Below are 23,826 nucleotides of genomic sequence, written 5' to 3' on the forward strand. Positions count from 1 at the left end.
AAATGATGACTCGTTTGGTTCCCTTATTTATTGATGGTGAGTTTCGTGAGTCTCAAACCTCAGATTGGGTTGAGGTCACCAATCCCGCCACCAATGACGTAATCGCGTATGTGCCATGTTCGACAAATGCTGAGATGAAAGCGGCCATCGAAAGTGCGCAAACGGCTTTTCAATCTTGGAAAGAGGTGGCGGTATCAGAGCGAGCGCGTTTGATGCTTCGCTATCAGCATCTTTTGAAAGAACATCATGATGAAATCGCAACCTTACTTTCGCACGAAACGGGCAAAATCTTTGCCGATGCCAAAGGCGATGTTTGGCGCGGCATAGAAGTGGTTGAGCAAGCGGCCAACATTGCCAGCAACCTGATGGGAGAAACGGTCGAAAATGTCGCGACTGAGATCGATAGCTACTCTCTCATCCAGCCTTTGGGTGTGTGCTGCGGCATTACTCCGTTCAACTTTCCTGCCATGATCCCGTTGTGGATGTTTCCCATCGCAATCGCGAGCGGTAACACTTTCGTTCTTAAGCCTTCCGAGCAAGTGCCTTTAACCTCGATTCGCTTAGCTGAGCTTTTTGAAGAGGCGGGTGCGCCAAAAGGCGTATTGCAGATCGTTCATGGCCGCAAAGATCAAGTCGATTTCTTGCTTGCTCATCCCGATATTCGCGCGGTGTCTTTCGTCGGCTCAGTGCCTGTCGCGCAGTACATTTACACCACGGGAACTCAATACTTTAAACGCGTACAAGCCTTTGCTGGCGCTAAAAATCACATGGTTGTCATGCCTGATGCTAACAAAGAGCACGTCATCAACAACTTGGTGGGATCATCGGTTGGTGCTGCAGGGCAACGTTGCATGGCGATTTCAGTCGCGGTGTTTGTTGGTGAGTCAAAAGCCTGGATTGCCGATCTCAAACAAGAAATGGCGAAAATCCATCCCGGCGCTTGGGATGATGAGGATGCTGCGTATGGCCCATTGATCAGTGAGCAAGCCAAGCAGCGCGTTTTGGGTTTGATTGAGTTAGGCAAACAACAAGGTGCGGTGTGTGAACTTGATGGCAGCCAATGTGAAGTCGAAGGGTTTCCCGATGGTAATTGGATCGGGCCAACGCTGTTTAGCGGCGTAACGCCGAATATGTCGATTTACACCCAAGAGATTTTTGGCCCAGTTTTGGTCTGCATTGAAGTAGAGACGTTGCAAGAGGCGATCGAGCTAGTCAATCGCAATCCTTACGGTAATGGCACGTCGATATTCACCGCTAATGGCGCGGCAGCACGGAAATATCAGCACGAGATTCAAGTTGGTCAGGTCGGTATCAATGTTCCGATTCCGGTGCCTTTGCCATTCTTCTCCTTCACGGGGTGGAGGGGCAGTTTCTATGGTGATTTGCATGCGTATGGCAAGCAAGCTGTGCGTTTTTACACCGAGACTAAAACGGTAACGGCGAGATGGTTTGATGATGACATCCCAACAGGGCCGAATTTGACCATTCAACTGCGCTGAGTGAACAGCAAGGAGCTTTTATGGACTTTGAACTTAATGAAGATCAACGTGCATTTGCCGATACGGCTCAGCAGTTTTCGTTAGAGCGTTTAGCACCAATGGCCGCAGAGTGGGATGAAAAACAGAACTTTCCCAAAGACGTATTGAGAGAGGCGGGAGAACTGGGTTTTCTCAGCCTCTATACGCCAGAAGAACATGGTGGTTTGGGGTTAAGCCGTTTGGATGCGTCGATTGTTTTTGAGCAGCTCTCAATGGGGTGCACGTCGACGACTGCTTTCATGACCATCCACAATATGGTGAGTTGGATGGTGGCGAGTTTCGCGACCGAAGACGTGAGAGCCAAATATTGTCCTAAACTCGTCACCGGAGAATGGTTGGGTTCGTATTGCTTGACGGAACCCAATGCGGGGTCGGATGCCGCTTCGTTGAGTACAACCGCGCACAAAAAAGGCGATACATACGTGTTGAATGGCGGTAAAGCATTTATCTCCGGTGCAGGAGAGACGGATGTTTTGGTCGTGATGGCGCGAACGGGCGAAGCGGGTGCCAAAGGTGTGTCTGCATTTGTTGTTCCTGCTCAAGCTGACGGCATCAGTTATGGGCGAAAAGAGCCGAAAATGGGCTGGAACAGTCAACCAACACGCGCGGTTACGTTTGAAAATGTCGTTATTCCAGCAAGTCATTTACTGGGCGAAGAAGGGCAAGGCTTCATATTTGCCATGAAAGGATTGGACGGTGGGCGCATTAATATCGCGACCTGTTCCGTTGGTACGGCGCAACAAGCTCTGAATCAAGCTACGCAATATATGCAGGAGCGAAAGCAGTTCGGAAAATCGTTAGCGCAATTTCAGGCGCTGCAATTCAAGTTAGCGGACATGGCGACGGAGCTTGTCGCAGCACGGCAATTGGTGCGTTATGCCGCCAGCAAACTCGATCGAGACGATTCCGATGCGACGACGTACTGCGCGATGTCGAAACGCTTTGCAACCGACGTCGGTTTTCAAATTTGCGACCAGGCGTTGCAGATCTACGGCGGTTACGGGTACATAAAAGAGTACCCCATGGAGCGTTATTTCCGTGACGTTCGCGTACATCAAATTCTTGAGGGCACTAATGAAATCATGCGTCTGATCATCGCGCGTCGTCTGCTCTCAGAAACGTCAGCGTTGCTCTAACAAGTTATCGGGTCTGCGCCATCAAAAGGGGAAGTCACATTATGCCATCAACGCCACAAGCCATTGAGCACACCATTCAAAATCACGTCGCAGTGATTACGATGCATAATCCCCCCGCGAACACGTGGACGGCAGACAGCCTTCACGCTTTAAAAGCGTTGGTGTGCACGCTTAACCAAAATAAAGACGTATATGCCTTGGTCATTACTGGTAGTGGTGACAAGTTTTTCTCGGCAGGTGCGGATCTCAAGTTGTTTGCTGATGGTGACAAAGCACGCGCATTAGAGATGGCGCGCTGCTTTGGTGAAGCGTTTGAAACCCTTTCCGAGTTTCGAGGTGTATCTATTGCTGCCATTAATGGTTATGCCATGGGTGGTGGGCTAGAAGTGGCGTTGGCATGTGATATTCGAGTGGTCGAAGAGCAAGCCATACTCGCGCTGCCAGAAGCGAAAGTTGGGCTGCTTCCTTGCGCTGGTGGCACACAAAACCTCACCGCGCTTATTGGCGAAGGATGGGCCAAACGCATGATTCTTTGCGGCGAACAAATCAGCGCCTCTCTGGCAAAAGAGCTAGGCTTAGCGGAGGAGTTAGTGCCAAAAGGGGAAGCCTTAAGTAAAGCGATTGAGATGGCTGATTCGGTTGCAAATCAATCGCCATCTTCGGTCGCCGCGTGCAAAATTTTGATTCAAAACATGCGCTCTGCGCCACTCAAACACGGCTTAATGAAAGAGCGTGAATTATTCCTCGATTTATTTGATACCGAAGATCAAACAGAAGGCGTACGCGCCTTTCTTGAAAAGCGTCCACCTAACTGGAAGAACCAATAGGAGGCTTCATGGTAGGAACGGTCACCATTACAGAAATGGATTGTGTCGATGGCGTACATCGCATCGGCGTCGCGACGTTGGATAACACGCCATCACTGAACGCATTGACGTTCGATATGTTGCTTCAACTTCACGATCAATTGATCAAATGGCAACATGATCCGCACGTGGTTTGTGTGGTGTTAAGTGGTGCGGGAGAAAAAGCATTCTGTGCTGGCGGGGATGTGCGGGCGATGTATCACGTCATGCACAATGAGAGCAAAGAAGCGACCGTAGAATTTTGCACAAAATACTTTGCGTTGGAATACGAGTGTGACTATTTAATCCATACCTACAACAAACCCATCATTGGATGGGGTGAAGGCATCGTGATGGGTGGTGGCATGGGGCTGTTTATGGGCACAAGCCACAAGGTTGTTACGCCAATATCGCGTTTAGCCATGCCAGAAATCAACATCGGACTATATCCAGACGTAGGTGGTACTTGGTTCCTTAGTCAAATCGATCCCGAAGTGGGTTTATTTCTTGGCTTGACCGGAGCGCTCGTTAATTCGAGTGACGCTGTCACTACTGGTCTGGCGGATTGGCTGTTGCTGGAAGAGCAATATCCCACTTTGTTAAAAGAGTTACAAAAAGTGCCATGGGGGACTTCTGGTGCGAAGGAACTGGTTAGTGCGCTGTTGGCGTTGTTGGAAGAACAAATCATCGACAGCAAACCAACCACGCAAATCTGCCCTCATCTCGAGCAAATCAAAGAAGCTTGCAAAGGCGTAGACCTCAACCTCATTGCTCAACGCATTATGGCGATGGAAGACAGCAGCCCGTGGATTGCAGGTGCGAAAGAAACATTTTCGTCAGGCAGCCCAATTACTGCTCATATCTGCTTTCGACAAGTCAAAGAATATCACCGCTTACCACTTGCAGACTGCTTCCGATTGGAGCTGAGCCTGTCGGTTCGTTGTGCGCTCTTAGGGGAATTTGAAGAGGGCGTTCGTGCTCGCCTTATCGACCGAGATGGTGAGCCAAACTGGATGTTTAAAACGGTCAGTGAAGTCGATGAAGATGTCATCGACTTATTGTTTACCTCGCTTTGGGCTGACGATGAGCACCCGCTCGCCAAGCTCGGTGAATAGCCGCTAGGTTAGCCGTTAGGTCAATAAGGAGAATAATCATGAGTACCATCGCATTTATTGGGTTGGGTCGAATGGGGAATCCAATGGCGCAGAACTTGTTAGCGTCAGGGTTTAACGTGCAAATATTTGACGTGGATGTGGAAGCCGCAAAACAACTGATGCCATTTGGGGCAGTGGTTGCGAGCTCGCTCGAAGAAGTGGTGGATGGTGCAAGCACCGTGATCACCATGCTTCCAGCGGGGTCTCACGTTCGGTCGGTGTATTTAGGGGATTTACACGGGGGCGTTGGCGTGATGAACCTTGTCGCACCGAATACGCTATTGATTGACTGTTCGACGATCGATCCCGATTCAGCAAGATTGGTTGCCAATGAAGCGGCAAACAAGCGTTTGTTGTTTGTCGACGCACCGGTTTCGGGTGGCGTTGCGGGAGCTAAAGCGGCTACGTTGACGTTCATTGTCGGTGGCTCGGATGAGGCATTCTCAAAAGCGAACGCCATTTTGCAGTACATGGGGAAAAACGTTTTTCATGCGGGTAAAGCTGGCGATGGGCAGATGGCTAAAATCTGTAATAACCTGATGCTGGGTATTTTGATGTCAGGCACGTGTGAGGCGCTGAACTTAGGCATTGATCATGGGCTCGATCCAAAAGTCTTGTCCAACATCATGCTGCAAAGCTCGGGACGAAACTGGGCGTTAGAGCTTTATAATCCATGCCCGGGCGTGATGGATAGCGCGCCAGCCAGCCATGATTATCAACCGGGCTTTATGAGCAAGCTGATGCTAAAGGATTTAGGTTTGGGATTAGATGCCGCATTGCAAACCCACTCCTCGGTGCCTATGGGAGCGTTGGCGCGTAACCTCTATGCATTCCATAACTCGAGCGGTCATGGCGAGCTCGATTTCTCAAGTCTGTTTGAATTCTATAAGAACAACAAATGACCATTGTGCTGGGAGCGATAAGCTCCCAGTTTCGATATTTCGTGTCTAAGCATCGACAAGTTTGGGAGAGCAAATATGGACATAAAAAATAGCGTTATTGCGATTACAGGTGCAGGGCAGGGGCTGGGCCAAATGATGGCGATTACCCTCGCTCAATCCGGAGCTGATTTGGCTTTGCTCGATGTGAATGAAATCGGTTTACGAGAGACACAATCACAATGTCAGATGTTAAGTGCGAAAGCGTTCACTTATCCGGTTGATGTGACAAATGAATCGGATGTGGAAGCAACATTTGATGCTATTCTTCAAGATTTCGGTCAGCTTAATGGACTCATCAACAATGCGGGAGTGCTGCGAGATGGTTTGCTTGTAAAAGCCAAAGATGGCGTTATCAGCAAAATGTCTTTGGAGCAGTTTAATCTCGTCATGAATGTCAATGTCACGGGAACATTTCTGTGTGGGCGTGAGGCTGCTGTAAAAATGATTGAAAGTGGCTCACAAGGGGTCATCATCAATATCTCCAGCGTTGCGAGAGCCGGGAATATTGGTCAAACTAACTATTCCGCCTCCAAAGCGGCGGTCGCTACCATGGCAACAACGTGGGCACGCGAGCTTGCTAGGTATGGCATTCGAGCCGCTGCGATTGCGCCAGGGGTTGTACATACGGCGATGGCTGATCAAATGAAGCCAGAGGCGATCGAACGTCTAGAAAAGATGATTCCGGTAGGGAGAATGGGGGAAGCGAGTGAAATCGCTCATGCCGTCAAATACATTCTTGAGAGTGATTACTTCACTGGCCGCGTGCTTGAGGTGGATGGCGGAATCCGAATGTAAACGCTTTTTTCAGAGAATGACTCCCTCAGGGAAGCATATTTGTCTGCTCGGTGACGAGTCGCATTGAGGGCTGTATCTGCTTTCTTTTTAATACCAATACACACATTCATGTGGTAAATAAAATTCGTGCCATATTTAATTAAGAATAAATACCATTTAAATATTGCGTGAAATCATTAATTTGATGTTGGTCACAATTCTTTGGTTTGATTTTTAATCATCTTATAACTATCACCGGATTTATGATCAATTCATCAGTCCGTTCTTTCCTGTCTATCTAACACCTTATTAAATATGGCTTTTACTCTGTGGCACGTCAATTTTACGCGAGAGTTTTAGCTGGTGGTTTACACACCTAAATTTCATTATTGGAAGGTTAGTTTCCAGTTGTGACTAATGAGCTTTAACTTTTTACTCCTCATAATGCGCCAAATGTAACATTGTGTTTCAAAGTGTAACATTAAACTCACACTGTAAGTGTGGTTTTAACCACGCTGCAATCCCGTTTGATACTCGATGATCCCAATGTTGCACATGCTCAACACATAAACATTCTAATGACTATAACAACTGGTTCTTAGCTTGATACCGAACGTAATGGCATTTGCTTTGAAACCAGACAACCATCGAGAAAGTTAATGGAAGCCTCAAGATATAAACGCATCTTGTCGAGGGGGAGTTTGGCGTGCGTCATACTTTTCCTCTCAGGATGTAATTCCGCTTTGCTTGACCCGAAAGGTGCCATTGGTGTCCAAGAAAAAGAGCTGATCATCACCGCTCTTTTGCTGATGTTAATCGTCGTGATCCCTGTGATTCTGATGACGATTTACTTCGCTTATCGATACCGAGCAAGTAACACCGACGAAGAGTACGCACCAGAATGGTCGCACTCGACCAAAATCGAAGTGGTGGTATGGACAATTCCCATCATCATTATCGCCATTCTTGCCACCATCACTTGGCGTTCTACCCACGAACTAGAGCCATCCAAACCTCTGGTGAGTGATGTCAAACCGATGACGATTGAAGTGGTCTCGCTTGATTGGAAATGGCTGTTCATCTATCCGGAAGAAAACATCGCGACCGTAAACTACGTGGCGTTTCCGAAAGATGTGCCTGTGACCTTTAAGCTGACTTCAGACAACATCATGAATGCGTTCTTTATCCCGCGTTTGGGTACTCAGATTTACGCGATGCCAGGCATGGTGACTAAGTTGAATCTGATCGCTAACCACGAAGGGGACTACAAGGGCTTTGCGTCGAACTACAGCGGTGAAGGTTTCTCGCAGATGAAGTTCACCGCATCCGCAATGCCGGATCGCGCTGCGTTCCTCAACTGGGTGCAAAAAGTGAAAGCGAGCCCTGATCGAATCGAAGATTGGGAGCAATACAGCTCGCTGGCTGAGCCAAGCGTTGCTGCGCCTGTCACTCTGTTCTCAAGTATTCCTCCGTTTCTGTTCAGCAACGTCGTAACCCAACATCCGGGTTCCATGAACTGTTTGCCTGAAAACCAAGGATAATCACATGTTTGGAAGATTAACTCTGGATTCAATTCCATATCACGAGCCGATCATCATCATCACGCTGGCGATCGTCGCGTTAGTGGGATTAGCCGTGGTGGTTGCCGTAACCAAAGCTGGAAAATGGCAATACCTATGGAATGAATGGTTTACTTCGGTAGACCACAAAAAACTTGGCTTCATGTACATCGCAGTGGCGATGCTGATGCTTGTACGTGGCTTTGCGGACGCGGTGATGATGCGTAGCCAGCAGCTACTTTCCTCTGCGGGTGAAGCAGGCTATTTGCCGCCGCATCACTACGACCAAATCTTTACCGCGCACGGCGTGATTATGATTTTCTTCGTTGCGATGCCGCTCGTGATTGGTCTGATGAACATCATTGTACCGCTGCAAATCGGCGCGCGTGACGTGGCTTTCCCGTACCTGAACAACTTAAGCTTCTGGCTGTTTGTGGTTGGTGTGATCCTAACTAACATGTCGCTAGGTTTGGGTGAATTTGGCCGTACAGGTTGGTTGGCGTATCCGCCGCTGTCTGGCATTGAAGCAAGTCCGGGCGTCGGGGTCGACTATTGGATTTGGGCGTTGCAGATATCTGGTGTCGGCACCACGCTAACGGGTGTGAACTTCTTCGCCACCATTTTGCGTATGCGCACACCGTCAATGCCTATGATGAAGATGCCAGTTTTCACTTGGGCGTCGCTATGTGCCAACATTCTGATCATCATTTCGTTCCCAATTCTGACTGTCACCATCGCACTACTGACGCTCGACCGTTACTTGGGCATGCACTTCTTTACCAATGATCTTGGCGGCAACGTAATGATGTACGTCAACCTGATTTGGGCATGGGGCCACCCAGAAGTGTACATCTTGGTGCTGCCTATCTTTGGTGTGTTCTCAGAAGTGACGGCAACTTTCTCGCGTAAAAAGCTATTCGGTTACACCTCACTGGTGTGGGCGACGATTGTCATCACCATTCTTGCGTTCGTGGTTTGGCTGCATCACTTCTTTACCATGGGTTCTGGCGCGAACGTGAATGCCTTCTTCGGCATCGCCACGATGATCATTTCCATCCCAACCGGGGTGAAGATCTTCAACTGGCTGTTCACTATGTACAAAGGCCGCATTCGCTTTACCACACCGATGATGTGGACGGTAGGTTTCCTAATTACCTTCACCGTTGGTGGTATGACGGGCGTACTGATGGCGGTACCGGGTGCGGATTTCGTTCTGCATAACTCTGTATTCCTTATTGCACACTTCCATAACGTGATTATCGGTGGTGTGGTGTTCGGCTGTTTTGCGGCGATCACTTACTGGTTCCCGAAAGCGACCGGTTTCACCATGAATGAAACTTGGGGCAAACGCGCGTTCTATCTGTGGATTGTCGGTTTCTTGATGGCGTTCTTGCCGCTTTACGCGCTGGGTTTTATGGGGATGACCCGTCGTCTGAGCCAAGACATCAACCCGGAATACTTCCCGCTATTGGCTGTTGCGGCGGCGGGCACGGTTGTGATCGCTCTGGGCGTATTGTCTCAGTTCATCCAAATCTACGTGAGTATTCGTGACCGTGAGCAAAACCGTGACCTAACGGGTGACCCGTGGGGCGGCCGTACATTGGAATGGGCAACGTCTTCACCTCCGCCGTTCTACAACTTTGCTCATCTGCCAAAAGGCGATGTACTGGACGCGTTCTGGTATCAAAAACAAAGTGGCGAGTTCGATCCAATGAAAGAAGTGGAATACGAACGCATCCATATGCCGAAGAACACGGCAACGGGTATTTATGTGTCGGCTTGGGCGCTGGTCTTTGGCTTTGCGATGATCTGGTACATCTGGTGGCTAGCGGCAGCAAGTTTGGTGGGTATCGTTGTGACGTGTATTCAACACAGCTACAACGATGACGTGGACTACTACGTTGAAGTGGAAGAGATCAAAGCGATCGAAGCCGCTCGCCGAGCTCAGCTAGAAGAAGCGAAGAAAGAAACCGTGAAAGACAACGAAAACAGCGATGATCTGGAGGTGACCTATGCAAACTAATGTCGCAGCTCATCATGACCACGATCACCATCATGACACGAATGGCAACAAGCTGTTTGGTTTCTGGGTTTACCTGATGAGTGACTGCGTATTGTTTGCGACTTTGTTCGCGACATACGCTGTGCTGTCTAGCAACTCGATTGCCGGTCCTACAGGTAAAGAGATTTTCGAACTGCCTTTCGTGTTTGTCGAAACCATGTTGCTGCTATTCAGCAGTATCACTTTCGGTTTTGGCATTATCGCGATGAAGCGCAACGACGTGGCGGGTCTCAAGCGTTGGATGCTAGTGACGTTTGCGCTAGGTCTGGGCTTTATCTGCATGGAAGTCTACGAGTTCCATCACCTGATTAAAGAAGGCTATGGCCCACAAACCAGTGCGTTCCTATCGGCATTCTTTACGCTGGTTGGTACGCACGGCCTGCACGTGACATTCGGTCTGATTTGGTTAGTGGTGGCTTATCACCAGCTTTCAACCAAAGGACTGAACGACAACATGGCAATGCGTTTTAACTGCTTGAGCCTGTTCTGGCACTTCCTAGATATCGTTTGGATTTGTGTCTTTACCATCGTTTACTTAATGGGGGTGATGTAATGGGCCAACATGTTGAAACCAGCTCGTCGGATTACGTAAAAGGCTTCGTTGCGTCGCTAATCTTAACGGTGATTCCGTTTTACTTCGTCTGGGCGCAAACGCTGCCAGCGAGCAACACTTACGTTGTGATGTTTACTTGTGCTTTGGTGCAGATTTTTGTGCACTTCAAGTACTTCCTACACATGGAAGCGAAAACGTCAGATGGGCGTTGGAACTTGGTGTCATTGATGTTTACCGCCATTGTTGTGCTGATTCTGATTGCCGGTTCGATCTGGATTATTTACAACATGAACGTCAACATGAAGTTGTAGGCACGGGTATGCTGAAAAGTTATTTGTCTATCACCAAACCGGGCATTATTTTCGGCAATCTGATCTCAGTTGCGGCGGGGTTCTTCCTCGCCGCAAAATCAGAACCAGCGAGTCTGACGTTGTTTTTAACAACCTTGGCTGGTGTGGGGCTGGTGATTGCTTCAGGTTGTGTAGTGAACAATATTTTTGACCGCGATATCGATCAAAAGATGGCGCGGACACAAAATCGTGAGACCGTAAAAGGGAACATCAATATTGATGTCGCCTTTGTCTATGCCTTGGCGATGTTACTGGTGGGAACGGCACTGCTGTTCCAATTAGTTAATCCGCTTTCGGCGGTCGTGGTGCTACTCGGTTACGTCTACTACGTGTTCTTCTACACTATGTGGTACAAGCGCAACTCAGTATACGGCACTCTCGTTGGTAGCATCTCTGGCGCCGTGCCGCCATTAGTGGGCTACTTGGCGGTGACCAACTTCATTAGCTTAGAAGCGATTTTGCTGTTTACCATGTTTTGTTTATGGCAAATGCCGCACTCCTACGCGATTGCGATGTTCCGTATGCAAGACTATCGAGAAGCGGGGATTCCGGTTTTACCCGTTAAAGAGGGTATTCATAAAGCACACCGACACATGAAAGCGTATGTGGTGGCCTTTGGCGCAGTATCGTTGGGATTATTTTTACTTGGTGAAGCTGGGTATGAATACTTAGCGGTTGCGGCTGTCGTTTGCTTTATGTGGACGAAAGTGACCTTTCGCAGTATTGACGACAGTAACTACGTCGCGTGGTCGAAGTCGGTATTTAAAGTCTCGTTGCTGGTGGTGATGGGGATAAGTGGTGTGCTTGGCGTCGAGTTGATACCTCTTGCTCTTTAAAGGCTAGACAACGGATAACCATAGTTTTAGATGCTTGCAAAAAGTGCTTTGCAATAGAACTCTGGAACTGTCAAAACATGGAGTTGAAGTGAGAGGATATTTTCGCTTTAACTCTATTTCATTGCATCTATTAATACATTTCCATTTTTGTGTTTTTATTTTCTCCCTTTCATTGACCGTGCGCTCTAAAAATAATTGTTTTAATAAATCAATGGCTTGCAAGATGAATTAACAATATATGATCGAGTTACAAGTTGGTTGGATACTACGTGCTTTAATATTGAAAATAGACTTAAGGTTGATAATCAACTCATATTGAAAAGTAATTTTAGCTTACATATTTAACAATTGCAGAGATTTATTAGGCTAGTCGCATTTCGAAGAAACAGTTTCTACGTTTATAGACATTAAAAGATTGCCATATGAAGATTTGGATAAAATCAAATCTGAGTCGTGTATAAAATGAAGTTTATAAAACTGTTAGCCTTAGTACTCTCGTTTCAATGCTTTGCACAAAGTCAAGAGTTACATCTATCTCAAAACGTTGTGCTCGATGTCCCCTTATCAAAAACAATACTTCATACGGGTAACATACTTATATTTAAATTTGGCGATAGCCATATTTCTCATGAAGTTTTGAGTCCTAAAGAGTTTTTTTCTCCCATAGATTTAACTGGTGTTGAAAAAGAATTTGTTAGATCTCTGTTCAAGCTAACGGAAAATAGTTTATTTCCACAATGGTTAAACGCAGCTTCTAATGAGTTATCTGAGACATTAGGTATTACGAAGGATAATAAAGTTATTGAGGTTAAAGGTGGGCTAGAAATATTAGGTTTCTATGATTCTGAAAGCCAAAGTGGACAGATTTTTATATTAGATACTAGTCTAATACATCATTTTACCTTTTTGGGCTCAGATGAGCTTTTTAAAAACCTTTATCAGTCAATTCGGGAGAAAAATAATGAGTTTAACAATTGAAGAAAAGAGAAACCTAAAGACATTCTGGATTAGTTTATATGGCCCTCAAGCAAATCAATGGCCAGTGAACGCGGACATGTTCGATTTAACATATAAACTTCTAGAAGAGTCAAAGAAATGTAGCGACCTAATCGACATGGTGCCAAGGCCAATGGCTGTGGGACAAAGTCCAATGAGTTGGCTTTCTTCTGAGGTCCGCGGTCGTTTGCTTAGGACATTGCGAAATAATAAAGAACACTATGTGCTTTGTGTAAAGCCAGCATCTTTGAAAATGAAAACTCAATTCGCTATGAAGGCCTCTGGCTTATAGAGCGGGCCTTGTGGAGAAGGGCTTACTCGGCTTGGCGCTTCTCCTAAACTATTTCCACCCAATATTCTGTTGTATTAAGACTCATCCCACCAAACCTTAACCCAGATTAAAGTTTTGTCCTCCTCAAAACAGTAAGGTGCGCCTTGTTGATGTTAAGTCTCAAGGATTCAGAGAAGGAACAGCCATGCATTATGTATCGCTGTTCCTTTTTCGTTCTTGTTGATTTACAAACGCGTCAAACAATAAAAACGAATTAAGAGGACTGGTTTTGAGTATTTTGTTTTCCGAAGCCCGCATTGGCAGCATGACCCTAAAGAACCGCTTTGTGCGTAGCGCAACGTGGGAAAACATGGCGACCGAAGATGGCCACATGACGGCAAAGCTTTACGATATTTACGAAGAGCTTGCTAAAGGTGAAGTCGGGTTAATCGTCACAGGTTACGCCAATATCGTTGAAGAAGAAAAGCCCAACGCAGGGATGATGGGTATTTACAATGACTCTTTCATCGGAGAATACAAAAAACTCACAGAACTGGTTCATCAGTACGATTCTAAAATTGTGATGCAAATTGCTTATGGCGGTACTAAAACCACCTATAACGTCGGTGAGCGCGTGATCTTTGCTCCGAGTGATGTGCCTGAGCGCGGCACGAATACTCAAGGCAAAGCGATGACGAAGGATGAAATCGACTACATCGTAAAAGCATTTGCATTAGCGAGTAAAAGAGCTCAAGAAGCCGGTTTTGACGGTGTCGAGATTCATTCCGCGCACACTTACTTAATCAACCAGTTTTTAAGCCCGTACTACAACCGACGCGAAGACGAATACGGAGGCAGCTTAGAAAATCGTATGCGTTTGCTTTTGGAAATTTATTCTGAGACCAGAACGTTGGTGGGGGATGCGTTTCCAATTCTTGTGAAGCTAACCGCGACTGAATTCTTTGACGGCGGTTTAACATTCGATGAAACACGCATCGTGTGTAAGAAACTCGAAGAAGTGGGCGTTGATGCGATCATCGTCTCCGGCAACATTCACGGCAAAGCAAACGAACTTGTTGGTGAAAGATTCGATGGTTACACACTGCAAGAAGAAGGCTATTTTCACGAATACGGGCAAGTGATCAGTCAAGATATTCATATCCCCGTGATTACGGTTGGCGGGTTACGCGATATTGATGCGATCGAGAACATTGCAGAGAATACCAACATCCAGTTTTTTGCTGTTTCACGTCCTCTACTCGCTGAGCCACAGTTGATTAAACGTTGGAAAGAAGGCAATCGCGCACCAGTAGACTGTGAACGTTGCTCTAAATGCCGAACTAAGCGCGGCAACTTCTGTGTGGTATATAAGAACCGAAACCGCCGCAGTTAGTGAGTTTACATAGCCAATGAAGAAGCCTCCTCGTATCTAAGGAGGCTTGGTTTTATGGCCGTATTATCATAAACACTCGACAGCTGCGTTTTGGTTTGGCTTTTCTCATCAACTAAGTCCTATCGATTTTTTAATTCCATCTCATTGATAAAACATGGGAATAATATTAATCGTCAAAAATATCAATAATAAGACAGTGTTTCATAGATGAAACTCAGTGGCGTTCTAAACTTTAAGCGTTTTTATTTCAAACTAGGCACGAGGGTAAGGTAAAGGATCTGCAATATTGAACGCTCAATGGATTGCCGATTCTGCACTTTAGGTTTCCAAGCTTGTGCCGGAAGTGAATGATGACGCTCGAATGCGGTTTGTGTTGATGCGTGTGTTGTTTACTAGAAAATGACTACTAAAACGTCACGTTTAACAGTGAGGAAGCTTGTACAAGCTCGTAGTTGCATCACTTTTTACAAGCGCTCATGTAAAACGTGAGAGGCAACTAATATGAAGAGTTTAGAAAACACAACCATTGAACATTTCAAAAGTCACTTTCAAGGTGACGTCGTTTTACCTACCGAATCTAATTACGATGAAGTTCGCCAAATCTGGAATGGCATGATTGATCGCAAGCCGAGTTTGATTGCTCGCTGTAAGTCGACAGATGACGTTGTGATGGCGGTTAACTTTGCGCGAGACAATGGTCAGCTACTTTCTGTACGAGGTGGGGGACACAATATTGCGGGCAACGCTGTCTGTGATAATGGGGTCATGATCGACCTGTCGCTCCTTACCCAAGTCCGAGTTGATGAAAATGCCAAGAGAGCGTTTGTTGAGCCGGGCTGTACCTTAGGCGACTTAGACGAAGCCACTCAAAAACACGGGTTAGCGACCCCGGTAGGAATTAACTCTACCACTGGTATTGCTGGTCTTACTTTAGGTGGTGGTTTTGGTTGGTTGAGCCGTAAATACGGTATGACGATAGATAACTTAGTCTCTGCAAACGTTGTTACTGCCGACGGACGCCAATTGCTTGCCAGTGAAACAGAAAACGAAGATCTTTTCTGGGCGCTTCGCGGAGGCGGTGGTAATTTTGGCATCGTTACGCAGTTTGAATTCCAATTGCATCCCGTAGGCCCTGAAGTACTGAGTGGTTTGATTGTCTTCCCGTTTGAACAAGCCAAATCGGTCATCACGCAGTTTGCAAGATTCACCGAATCTGCGCCAGAAGAGTTAAGTGTGTGGATGGTGAGTCGTAAAGCACCGCCACTCCCATTCTTACCTGAAAGCGTTCACGGTAAAGAAGTAGTCGTACTGGCGATATGTTATGCAGGCAACCCATCCGAGGGTGAAAAGCTAATTGAACCACTCAGAGATTTTGGTGACGCACATGGTGAGCATGTTGGCGTACAACCATTTGCTGCATGGCAACAAGCGTTTGATCCCTTACTCACTCCGGGCGCACGTAACTATTGGAAATCGCATAACTTTAACTCGCTAAGCGAAGGTGTTATTGATGCGGCGATAGAATACGCAGGGAAGTTACCATCGCCTCAATGCGAGATTTTTATCGCTTCTCTTGGCTGCGCGGCATCTAGACCAGAACCTGAATCTATGGCTTATTCTAGCCGTGACGCTAATTACGTATTAAATGTGCACGGGAGATGGGACTCCGCAGAAGATGACCAAGCTTGTATCGCGTGGGCGAGAGACTTTTTTGCCAAAACCAAACCGTATGCCAGTGGCGGTGCGTACATTAACTTCTTGACGCAAGATGAAGCAGAACGCACTGAATCCGCATATGGCCCAACGTATGCGCGCTTACAAGAAGTGAAGAAGAAGTTTGATCCAAATAACTTGTTCAGAATGAATCAGAACATCAAGCCAGAGTGAGTGACTCGATATTCTGTTCTTCGTTATGTTGTATCTGTTTGGTAACTCAAGAATACGTAGCCACGGTCAAAGCTACGTATTCTTGTCCGGTATTCAATCCTGAACTATTTCATAATTTTCTGGGGGTTATCGATATATGCAAGGTTAGATAAGTGCCAGCAAGTAAGCTGGCTTTTTTGATCAACAAATTCTGTAAAAACCACACTCATCAAACCAGTCATATTATCTATCTAGCTGTTCGTTTCTTATACAAAAAGTTAACAAATTAAATTTTTATACATTTTTATTGCATAAAAACTCCTTGTTGGTAAGATGAATGCCAAGTGACAATTAATGCGGTATTGCAGCATGAGTATTCAGGTAAGCGGAATCAACAAATCCTACGGTGATACACAAGTTCTTCACGATGTGAGTTTCAATTGTGAAAACGGTGAAACGCTAGTGTTACTGGGCCCAAGCGGCGCGGGGAAGAGTTCTTTATTACGTGTTCTAAACCTTTTGGAAGGGGCGGATAACGGCAAGTTAAACATCGCTAATGACGTCTTTGATTTCTCGGCTGAAATCAAAGAAAAGCAAGGTTTAGCGCTTCGCCGTAAAGTGGGCATGGTATTTCAGCAGTACAACTTGTGGCCACACATTAGCGCTTCGCCGTAAAGTGGGCATGGTATTTCAGCAGTACAACTTGTGGCCACACATGACGGTCATGGAGAACTTGATTGAAGCGCCTATTAAAGTGTCTGGAATGGATAAAGAAGAAGCTAAAACCCAAGCGATGCAAATTTTGTCTACGTTGCATTTGGCTGATAAGGCCGACGCATGGCCGATGCAGCTTTCTGGTGGTCAGCAACAACGTGTGGCGATTGCTCGTGCATTGATGATGAAACCGGAAGTCTTGCTTTTTGATGAACCGACCGCAGCTCTTGACCCTGAAATTACTAACCAAGTCGTTAAGATTATTAAAGATTTAAGCGAAACTGGCATCACCCAAGTCGTAGTGACGCATGAGGTCGATTTTGCTAAGAAGATTGCTAGCCACGTTCTGTACCTCGAGAAAGGACACATCGTAGAGCATGGTACGCACGACGCTTTTGCTAACCCGCAAACCACACAGTTTGCTGATTATCTAAAGCACTAAAAACAACACCAATAAATTCAGTCAACTAACAGATAAGCTCGGCTGTCATTGCGAGTGTCAGCCCAAGACGTACACACGGAGTATTGCAATGAAAAAGATTCTACTAACTTCACTAATCGGCCTTATTTCTGCAAACGTGGCAGCAAACGCAGTGGCACAAGATGAAATCAAATTCGCGATGGAGGCGACGTACGCCCCATTCGAATACATGGATGAGAACAATCAAATCCAAGGTTTCGATGTGGATCTGGCGAATGCTCTATGTAAGGAAATGGACGCAAAATGTAGCTTCCACAACCAATCTTTCGATAGCTTGATCCCTGCATTAAAATTCAAACGTTATGATGCGGCTATTTCTGCAATGGACATTACTGAAGCGCGTCTTGAGCAAGTCAATTTCTCGAATGCTTACTACGACAACTCAGCAGCGTTTGTTTCTATCAGAGATAAAGTCGCTGACCAAAACGCGTTAGAAGGTAAGCGTGTAGGCGTTCAAAACGGTTCAACTCACCAAAGCTACCTTATCGAGCAAATGCCGGGTGTAACGTCGGTTCCTTACTCAAGCTACCAAGATGCTTTCATCGACATGAAGAATGGCCGTATTGATTCTGTATTTGGTGACACAGCGGTAGTGGCGGAGTGGTTCAAGAAGGAAGACAACCTTGCGTACGTTGGTGAGCGCGTTACGAATCCTAAATACTTCGGTAATGGTTTTGGTATCGCAGTAAACAAAGGCAACGATGAACTTGTGAACAAGCTAAACACAGCGCTAGAAGCCGTGAAAGCGAACGGCGAATACGACGCAATCTACAACAAGTACTTCGGTAAGTAATATGGCGTTAACGGGTTACTCTTTATCGCTTGTACAAGCTAGCTGGATGACGGTTCAGCTAGCCTTCACAAGCCTTTTAGTCGGTTTAATTCTGGCAGTGGTATTCGCCAGTGGTGAAATGTCTCGTCGCGTATTCGTGAAATGGCCTACAACGGCGTTTGTTACGGTGGTGCGTGGCTTGCCAGAAATCCTTGTCGTATTGTTCATCTATTTTGGTTCGACTCAGGTTCTGTTTTTAATCACCGGAGACTTTATTGAGGTTAGCCCGTTTTTGTCTGGTGTGGTGGCGTTATCGTTGATCTTCGCTTCCTATGCTTCTCAAACTCTGCGCGGCGCATTAAAAGCCGTAGGCAGAGGACAGAGAGAAGCTGCAAGCGCACTCGGTATCAGTCAGTTTCACGCGTTTGTGCGCATTGTGTTGCCACAAGCCGTGCGACATGCGCTTCCTGGCTTAACCAACCAATGGTTGGTTTTGCTAAAAGACACGGCGCTGGTTTCTTTGATTGGCGTGACGGATCTGCTGAAACAAGCTCAGCTTACGTCGGCAGCAACGCACGAAGCGTTTACTTGGTATGCGACGGCAGCGGCGATTTACTTAGTGATCACGCTTATCACGCAGCGCGCGGTCAAAGTGATTGATAAGAAATTCTCAATCCAAGGCATGAGTATGGGGCAGGAGGCAAACGCATGAACGAACAACATGTATGGCAAATGCTGGATGGTTTAGGCACTAGCCTTCAATTAACGGCTGCGTCTTTGACTGTCGGCTGTATTCTTGCACTATTGATGACCTTGACGTTGATTCTACGCACTCCGGGTTTGCACTGGGTAAGCCGTGGCATCATCACGCTGTTTACTGGGACACCGTTGTTGGTTCAGATTTTCTTGGTCTACTACGGTCCGGGTCAATTTGATGCAGTTAGAGAGAGTGTGCTGTGGACTTGGCTGAGCCAACCTTGGTTCTGTGCCATGTTAGCGTTGGCATTAAATACTGCCGCGTACAGTACTCAGCTTTTTAAAGGTGCGTTTAATGCTATTCCTTCAGGTCAATGGCAAGCGTGTCGTGCGCTGGGTATGAACAAAAGTGCCACGTTACGTGTGTTACTTCCTTATGCGATTCGCCGCGCGGTGCCTGCTTACTCAAACGAAGTGATTTTGGTGTTCAAAGGCACGTCTTTGGCAAGCACCATCACCATCATGGACTTGATGGGCTATGCTCAGCGCATTAATGCTCAAACCTACGATACATTAATGGTCTTCGGTGTAGCAGGCGCGTTTTATCTGAGCGTGAACGGGATTCTGACGCTTATCTTCCGCCAAGTTGAGAAGAAAGCTCTGGCTTTTGAAGCCGTATAAATACCAAACCATTGTTGATTTAAGTTCATCACATCTTCAATTTCACCATGCCTCTGCGACTGACTCTCTGGTAGGGGCATTTTTTATTTCTCTTCTCTTGTTTTACCCGGAAGTGGAAAACTGCGCATCTTTCACCAAACTTAAGTGAGTAGATTTTTCTGGGTAGTAACATGGAACGACGACATTTTCTTGCGCTATGGACATTGATGTTTGCGCCATTTCTTAAAGCGGAAAGCTCGATGCGTCCGACGCCCTCTCAGACCGAAGGGCCATTTTATCCCGTGGTGAAGATTCCACTTCGCCAAAATTTAGTATTGAAACCGGATACTTTGATCGGAGAGGCGATAACATTGCAAGGTAAAGTGTTGGATGTGTTTGGTCGTCCTATCTCTGGCGTAAAAATAGAAATTTGGCAGTGTGATGGCCAAGGGATTTATGATCATCCGAATCAACCCAGCCAAAACAAGTTTGACCCAAGTTTTTCAGGTTTTGGCGCGACAGTAACTGAAGAAGATGGACGCTATCTTTTCCAAACGCTGTTTCCTGTCCCATACAGCTCAAGACCTCCTCACATTCACGTCAAACTGTGGCGTGGCGACCACGAATTGTTGACCACCCAACTCTATTTGAAAGGACAGACGGGCAACGAATGGTGGGGTGGTAAAGCCCGCGACCATTTACAGTTTGAGCCGATAAATATTGATCGGCGAATTGCCGGAACGTTCGATTTCGTGATTGCTTAATCTGTTTGATGTTCGCTAGCAAGGCATCAACTCAGCCAACTGCGACAAGCATTCTTTGTCTAGTATGGGATGAGGTTCGACACCAGTCACCAAAACAATATCCACCGACGGTAGTGGAGGTAGATCTTCTAAGATCTTCAGATCATCTGTGACACTGATTCTTCCCATCGCGCCAATCGCCATGCCAGAGCGAACAATGGCTCGCTGCGCAGAAGAGGTGTTACAGCAAGCTAAGAGTTGATATGGCGTTCCTCTTTTGGTCAGCGCATTAATAGCGGCGGCGTGGTATTTACAATCGGTTTGAAATAGCGCGAGAGGGACTGGCTGTGATTCGTCGATAGCGAAATCGGGGTGACTGATCCACACGCCTCTATCACTTGCGAGCCAGTATCCTTCTTCGCTATCGGGTGCACGAGTCACGATGGCGGCGTCTAATTTGCCTTCATCTAGCCATTCACGGAGCGTCACGCTTGGCTCACTGTACACCTGGATAGAGCAGGTCGGTTCGGTTTGCTGCAATACGCGGATGACTTTAGGCAGCAGACTATCGTTATAGTCTTCTGGACATCCTAAACGCAGTGGGCGTTTGTTTTCGTAGCGTTTTACTTGCTTGACGGCTTGATTGTGCAAACTTACGAGTTGCTCTGCGTGCGCACGAAGTGACATACCCGCTTCGCTCAGTACAAGGTTGCGACCTTCCTTTTCGAATAAGCTGACACGGAGTTCATCTTCAAGCTTTCGCATTTGAGCACTAAACGCGGATTGGGTGCGATTAATTTGTTTTGCAGCTCGAGTGAAGCTGCCTGTTTCTACAAACGCAAGAAAGCTGCGCAGCGCGTCAATATCCATATTCTTTTCTATCCATCGTTTTTGTTGAAGTGTCCCATCAAAACTATCCGTTAGTTTGAAATAAAACAATCAGATATTGTGATTTCACGCTTTAATTAATAACAACACCATTTGGCATGGAGGCAACAATGCAACTCTTTATCGGAAATCAAAACTACTCAAGTTGGTCATTGCGAGCGTGGCTCATTTTTTCTCAATACGATTTAAAAGTGGATGTGACTAAGCTAACGCTGTTTACTGAAGACTTCTACGACAAGCTGGCGAGCGTAACACCAACGGCCAAAGTGCCAACATTGGTTGATGGCGAAGTCACGGTTTGGGATTCCTTAGCGATTTTGGAATATGTGAACGAGCAGTACCTACAGGGAAAGGCGTGGCCGAGCCATGTAGTGGACAAAGCGAAAGCGCGCGCGATTTCGGCTGAAATGCATTCGGGCTTTTTTGATTTGAGAAACGAGTTACCGATGAACTGTCGCGCACGTCGAAAAGTAGATCTGAGCGATGGAGCACTGAAGGATATTGCACGCATAGACGCAATTTGGTCTGAGCAAATGGCAAAGTTCCCAGACGCTTTTTTGTTTGGAGAGTGGTCGATTGCCGATGCTATGTATGCACCGGTTGCATTGCGCTTTGAAACTTATGGCATTGAATTGTCCCAAGGCGCTAAAGCTTACCAGCAAAAAGTGCTAGCAAGCCAAGCGGTACAAAAGTGGCTAGCGGAAGCAAGTCAAGAAACAGATATTGTGGAAGAAGATGAAGCAGGAGTAGAGGTTTAAGTCCTCGATTTTGTTTCACCCTTGAAAGACAGAGCATGATAGACACGGTGCTATCATGCTCTATTGACTACATATTCTGATAATTAGGCCCGCCACCGCCTTCAGGCGTCTTCCACGTAATGTTTTGTGACGGATCTTTTATATCGCACGTTTTACAATGTACGCAGTTCGCGGCGTTGATTTGAAACTTCACTTTCCCATCAATTTCGACCACTTCGTAAACCCCGGCAGGGCAGTAACGCTGGCTTGGCTCATCAAACAACCCGAGGTGCACATCGATGGGGATATGAGGATAAGTCAAAACAAGATGGCACGGTTGGTTTTCTTCATGTTGTGTGCCGGATAAAAACACCGAAGATGGTTTATCAAAGCTGATTTCTCCATCCGGTTTTGGATACTCAATCGGCGGGCATTCATTTTGGGGTTTTAACTGTTCGTGATCGTGGGAATAGTCTTTCACTGTCCACGGTATTGGCTTTTTAATCAGAGGAAGCCACAAGTTGTGCTCGAAGGTAGAAAGAGCTCCGCCAAACAGGCTACCGAACTTATGCAGGTTCGCTCCAAAGTTACGCGTTTCGGCGAGTTCATCGTACAGCCAAGAGGCTTCAAATCGCGTTTGATAATCAGGTTCACACCTTGAGTCTTGTAAGGCTTGATGAATGGCTTCTGCTGCTAGTAAGCCTGATTTCATCGCGGTGTGGCTGCCTTTTATCTTCGCAACGTTAAGTGTTCCTGCGTCACAGCCAATTAATAAACCGCCGGGGAATTGTTGTTTCGGTAAAGAAGATAACCCACCTTTTGCGATGGCTCTTGCGCCATAAGCGATACGCTGCGCCCCTTTTAGGTATTGTTTGATTGCAGGGTGGTGTTTAAAGCGCTGAAACTCATCGAATGGGCTCAAGTGGGGATTGCGATAGTTAAGATCGACAATCAACCCAACCGCAATTTGGCGGTTTTCCATGTGATAGAGGAATCCACCACCAGTTGTGTTGGTTTCGCTCAATGGCCAACCGGCGGAGTGGATGACGTTGCCAGTAAAATCTTTCGCATCAGTTGGCAGTTCCCAAATCTCTTTCAAGCCTAGTGCGTAATGCTGAGGTTGTTTGCCTGCATCCAAATCGAAATGACGAATGAGCTCTTTTCCTAAATGCCCACGGCACCCTTCAGCAAACAGCGTGTATTTGGCTTTAAGCTCAATGCCCGGTTCGAAATTGGCTTTCTCTTGTCCGTTTTTATCCAGCCCCATATCGCTGGTGGTGATTCCAGTAACGGCACCTGATTCATCGTAGTTAATGCTCGCAGCGGCAAAACCAGGAAAAACTTCAACGCCAAGTTGCTCAGCTTGAGTAGCAATCCAGCGACAAAGATTAGCAAGGCTAACAACGTGGTTGCTTTCGTCATTATGCATGGGTTTAGGCGTGAGGAAGTGGGGCACACGTATATGATTAAGCTCCGTTGTTAGATAGAGAAAATCATCATGTTGAACGGGGGCTGAAACGGGCGCTCCCATTTCCTTCCAATCTGGGAAAAGCTCGTCTAAGGCGCGAGTTTCTAACACCGCGCCAGATAATATATGTGCGCCGACCTCAGAGCCTTTTTCTACCACACAAATTGACAGCGCTTCGCCTTCACGATCTTGGTTCAACTGTGCTAATCGACATGCTGCACTTAACCCCGCAGGGCCAGCTCCGACGATCACCACATCAAACTCCATGCATTCACGTTCCATTTTTGTGCTTCCTTTTTATTTTCGTCATCTGGGTGACATTTTTCGTTTATATAGAAAACTATAGCTCAGTTAACGTAAACGTGAATTCGATGAGAGGTAGTCATATCTTTG

At 46.6% G+C, this 23,826-nt stretch carries 21 protein-coding genes and 1 pseudogene; 20 read left to right on the forward strand and 2 right to left on the reverse strand.

Annotated elements, in window-relative coordinates; all coding sequences use genetic code 11:
• The first annotated feature begins 5 nt into the window (after positions 1-5).
• The 19 genes and pseudogenes from OU793_RS14385 to OU793_RS14475 all read left to right on the forward strand — a co-directional run bounded on the left by OU793_RS14385 (position 6) and on the right by OU793_RS14475 (position 20,361).
• The gene (locus OU793_RS14385) at positions 6-1,499 is read left to right on the forward strand and encodes a CoA-acylating methylmalonate-semialdehyde dehydrogenase (RefSeq protein WP_140073553.1); all 1,494 of its coding nucleotides are present in this window, start codon (positions 6-8) and stop codon (positions 1,497-1,499) included.
• Positions 1,500-1,519: 20 nt separating this feature from the next.
• Positions 1,520-2,674, forward strand: a complete 1,155-nt coding sequence (locus OU793_RS14390; RefSeq protein WP_140103659.1) for an acyl-CoA dehydrogenase family protein — start codon at positions 1,520-1,522, stop codon at positions 2,672-2,674.
• Positions 2,675-2,715: 41 nt separating this feature from the next.
• Positions 2,716-3,501 carry an enoyl-CoA hydratase gene (locus tag OU793_RS14395; protein WP_159408165.1) on the forward strand — a complete coding sequence of 262 codons (786 nt, stop codon included), beginning with the start codon at positions 2,716-2,718 and terminating at the stop codon, positions 3,499-3,501.
• A gap of 8 nt (positions 3,502-3,509) precedes the next feature.
• Positions 3,510-4,634: an enoyl-CoA hydratase/isomerase family protein gene (locus OU793_RS14400; RefSeq protein ID WP_140103661.1), complete on the forward strand. Its 1,125-nt coding sequence runs from the start codon at positions 3,510-3,512 to the stop codon at positions 4,632-4,634.
• Between the two features lie 38 nt (positions 4,635-4,672).
• Positions 4,673-5,575, forward strand: a complete 903-nt coding sequence (mmsB, locus tag OU793_RS14405) for a 3-hydroxyisobutyrate dehydrogenase (RefSeq protein WP_005498503.1) — start codon at positions 4,673-4,675, stop codon at positions 5,573-5,575.
• Between the two features lie 75 nt (positions 5,576-5,650).
• Positions 5,651-6,409 carry an SDR family oxidoreductase gene (locus tag OU793_RS14410; RefSeq protein WP_021821509.1) on the forward strand — a complete coding sequence of 253 codons (759 nt, stop codon included), beginning with the start codon at positions 5,651-5,653 and terminating at the stop codon, positions 6,407-6,409.
• Between the two features lie 638 nt (positions 6,410-7,047).
• The gene (cyoA, locus tag OU793_RS14415) at positions 7,048-7,929 is read left to right on the forward strand and encodes a ubiquinol oxidase subunit II (protein ID WP_025586853.1); all 882 of its coding nucleotides are present in this window, start codon (positions 7,048-7,050) and stop codon (positions 7,927-7,929) included.
• Between the two features lie 4 nt (positions 7,930-7,933).
• The gene (gene cyoB, locus OU793_RS14420; protein ID WP_020835098.1) at positions 7,934-9,970 is read left to right on the forward strand and encodes a cytochrome o ubiquinol oxidase subunit I; all 2,037 of its coding nucleotides are present in this window, start codon (positions 7,934-7,936) and stop codon (positions 9,968-9,970) included.
• Positions 9,960-10,562 (forward strand): cytochrome o ubiquinol oxidase subunit III, encoded by a 603-nt coding sequence (cyoC, locus tag OU793_RS14425; protein ID WP_021448088.1) that lies wholly within the window; start codon positions 9,960-9,962, stop codon positions 10,560-10,562. The genes cyoB and cyoC overlap by 11 nt, the downstream gene beginning before the upstream one ends.
• Complete coding sequence (gene cyoD, locus OU793_RS14430) at positions 10,562-10,873, forward strand: cytochrome o ubiquinol oxidase subunit IV (protein ID WP_025577163.1); 312 nt, start codon at positions 10,562-10,564, stop codon at positions 10,871-10,873. The genes cyoC and cyoD overlap by 1 nt, the downstream gene beginning before the upstream one ends.
• On the forward strand, positions 10,834-11,748 hold the full coding sequence (gene cyoE, locus OU793_RS14435; protein WP_195183103.1) for a heme o synthase: 915 nt from the start codon (positions 10,834-10,836) through the stop codon (positions 11,746-11,748). The genes cyoD and cyoE overlap by 40 nt, the downstream gene beginning before the upstream one ends.
• 462 nt (positions 11,749-12,210) lie before the next feature.
• Complete coding sequence (locus tag OU793_RS14440) at positions 12,211-12,726, forward strand: hypothetical protein (protein ID WP_193237395.1); 516 nt, start codon at positions 12,211-12,213, stop codon at positions 12,724-12,726.
• A 578-nt stretch (positions 12,727-13,304) separates the two neighbouring features.
• Entirely contained in the window at positions 13,305-14,408 is a 1,104-nt protein-coding gene (locus tag OU793_RS14445) for an NADH:flavin oxidoreductase (RefSeq protein ID WP_140103097.1), read from the forward strand.
• Between the two features lie 501 nt (positions 14,409-14,909).
• Positions 14,910-16,295 carry an FAD-binding oxidoreductase gene (locus OU793_RS14450; RefSeq protein ID WP_140103096.1) on the forward strand — a complete coding sequence of 462 codons (1,386 nt, stop codon included), beginning with the start codon at positions 14,910-14,912 and terminating at the stop codon, positions 16,293-16,295.
• A gap of 348 nt (positions 16,296-16,643) precedes the next feature.
• A pseudogene (locus OU793_RS14455) lies at positions 16,644-17,430 on the forward strand (arginine ABC transporter ATP-binding protein ArtP).
• Positions 17,431-17,518: 88 nt separating this feature from the next.
• Complete coding sequence (locus tag OU793_RS14460) at positions 17,519-18,262, forward strand: arginine ABC transporter substrate-binding protein (protein WP_140103095.1); 744 nt, start codon at positions 17,519-17,521, stop codon at positions 18,260-18,262.
• A gap of 1 nt (position 18,263) precedes the next feature.
• On the forward strand, positions 18,264-18,953 hold the full coding sequence (gene artQ / locus OU793_RS14465) for an arginine ABC transporter permease ArtQ (RefSeq protein WP_005498519.1): 690 nt from the start codon (positions 18,264-18,266) through the stop codon (positions 18,951-18,953).
• Positions 18,950-19,618, forward strand: coding sequence for an arginine ABC transporter permease ArtM (gene artM, locus OU793_RS14470; protein WP_053048032.1), 669 nt, complete (start codon positions 18,950-18,952; stop codon positions 19,616-19,618). The genes artQ and artM overlap by 4 nt, the downstream gene beginning before the upstream one ends.
• Positions 19,619-19,788: 170 nt before the next feature.
• Entirely contained in the window at positions 19,789-20,361 is a 573-nt protein-coding gene (locus OU793_RS14475) for a protocatechuate 3,4-dioxygenase (RefSeq protein ID WP_053048033.1), read from the forward strand.
• 15 nt (positions 20,362-20,376) lie between these two features.
• Here the strand turns inward: OU793_RS14475 and OU793_RS14480 are convergent, their stop codons facing one another.
• Complete coding sequence (locus tag OU793_RS14480; protein WP_025635971.1) at positions 20,377-21,210, reverse strand: LysR family transcriptional regulator; 834 nt, start codon at positions 21,208-21,210, stop codon at positions 20,377-20,379.
• Positions 21,211-21,338: 128 nt separating this feature from the next.
• Between OU793_RS14480 and OU793_RS14485 the strand changes: the two genes are divergently transcribed.
• The gene (locus tag OU793_RS14485; protein WP_053048034.1) at positions 21,339-21,986 is read left to right on the forward strand and encodes a glutathione S-transferase family protein; all 648 of its coding nucleotides are present in this window, start codon (positions 21,339-21,341) and stop codon (positions 21,984-21,986) included.
• 67 nt (positions 21,987-22,053) lie between these two features.
• On the opposite strand, the gene OU793_RS14490 is transcribed toward OU793_RS14485, so the two are convergent.
• Entirely contained in the window at positions 22,054-23,715 is a 1,662-nt protein-coding gene (locus tag OU793_RS14490; protein WP_140103094.1) for an electron transfer flavoprotein-ubiquinone oxidoreductase, read from the reverse strand.
• Positions 23,716-23,826: the final 111 nt, after the last annotated feature.

It is taken from the genome of Vibrio sp. VP6 (assembly GCF_028823755.1).
Taxonomy (GTDB): Bacteria; Pseudomonadota; Gammaproteobacteria; order Enterobacterales; family Vibrionaceae; genus Vibrio; species Vibrio parahaemolyticus.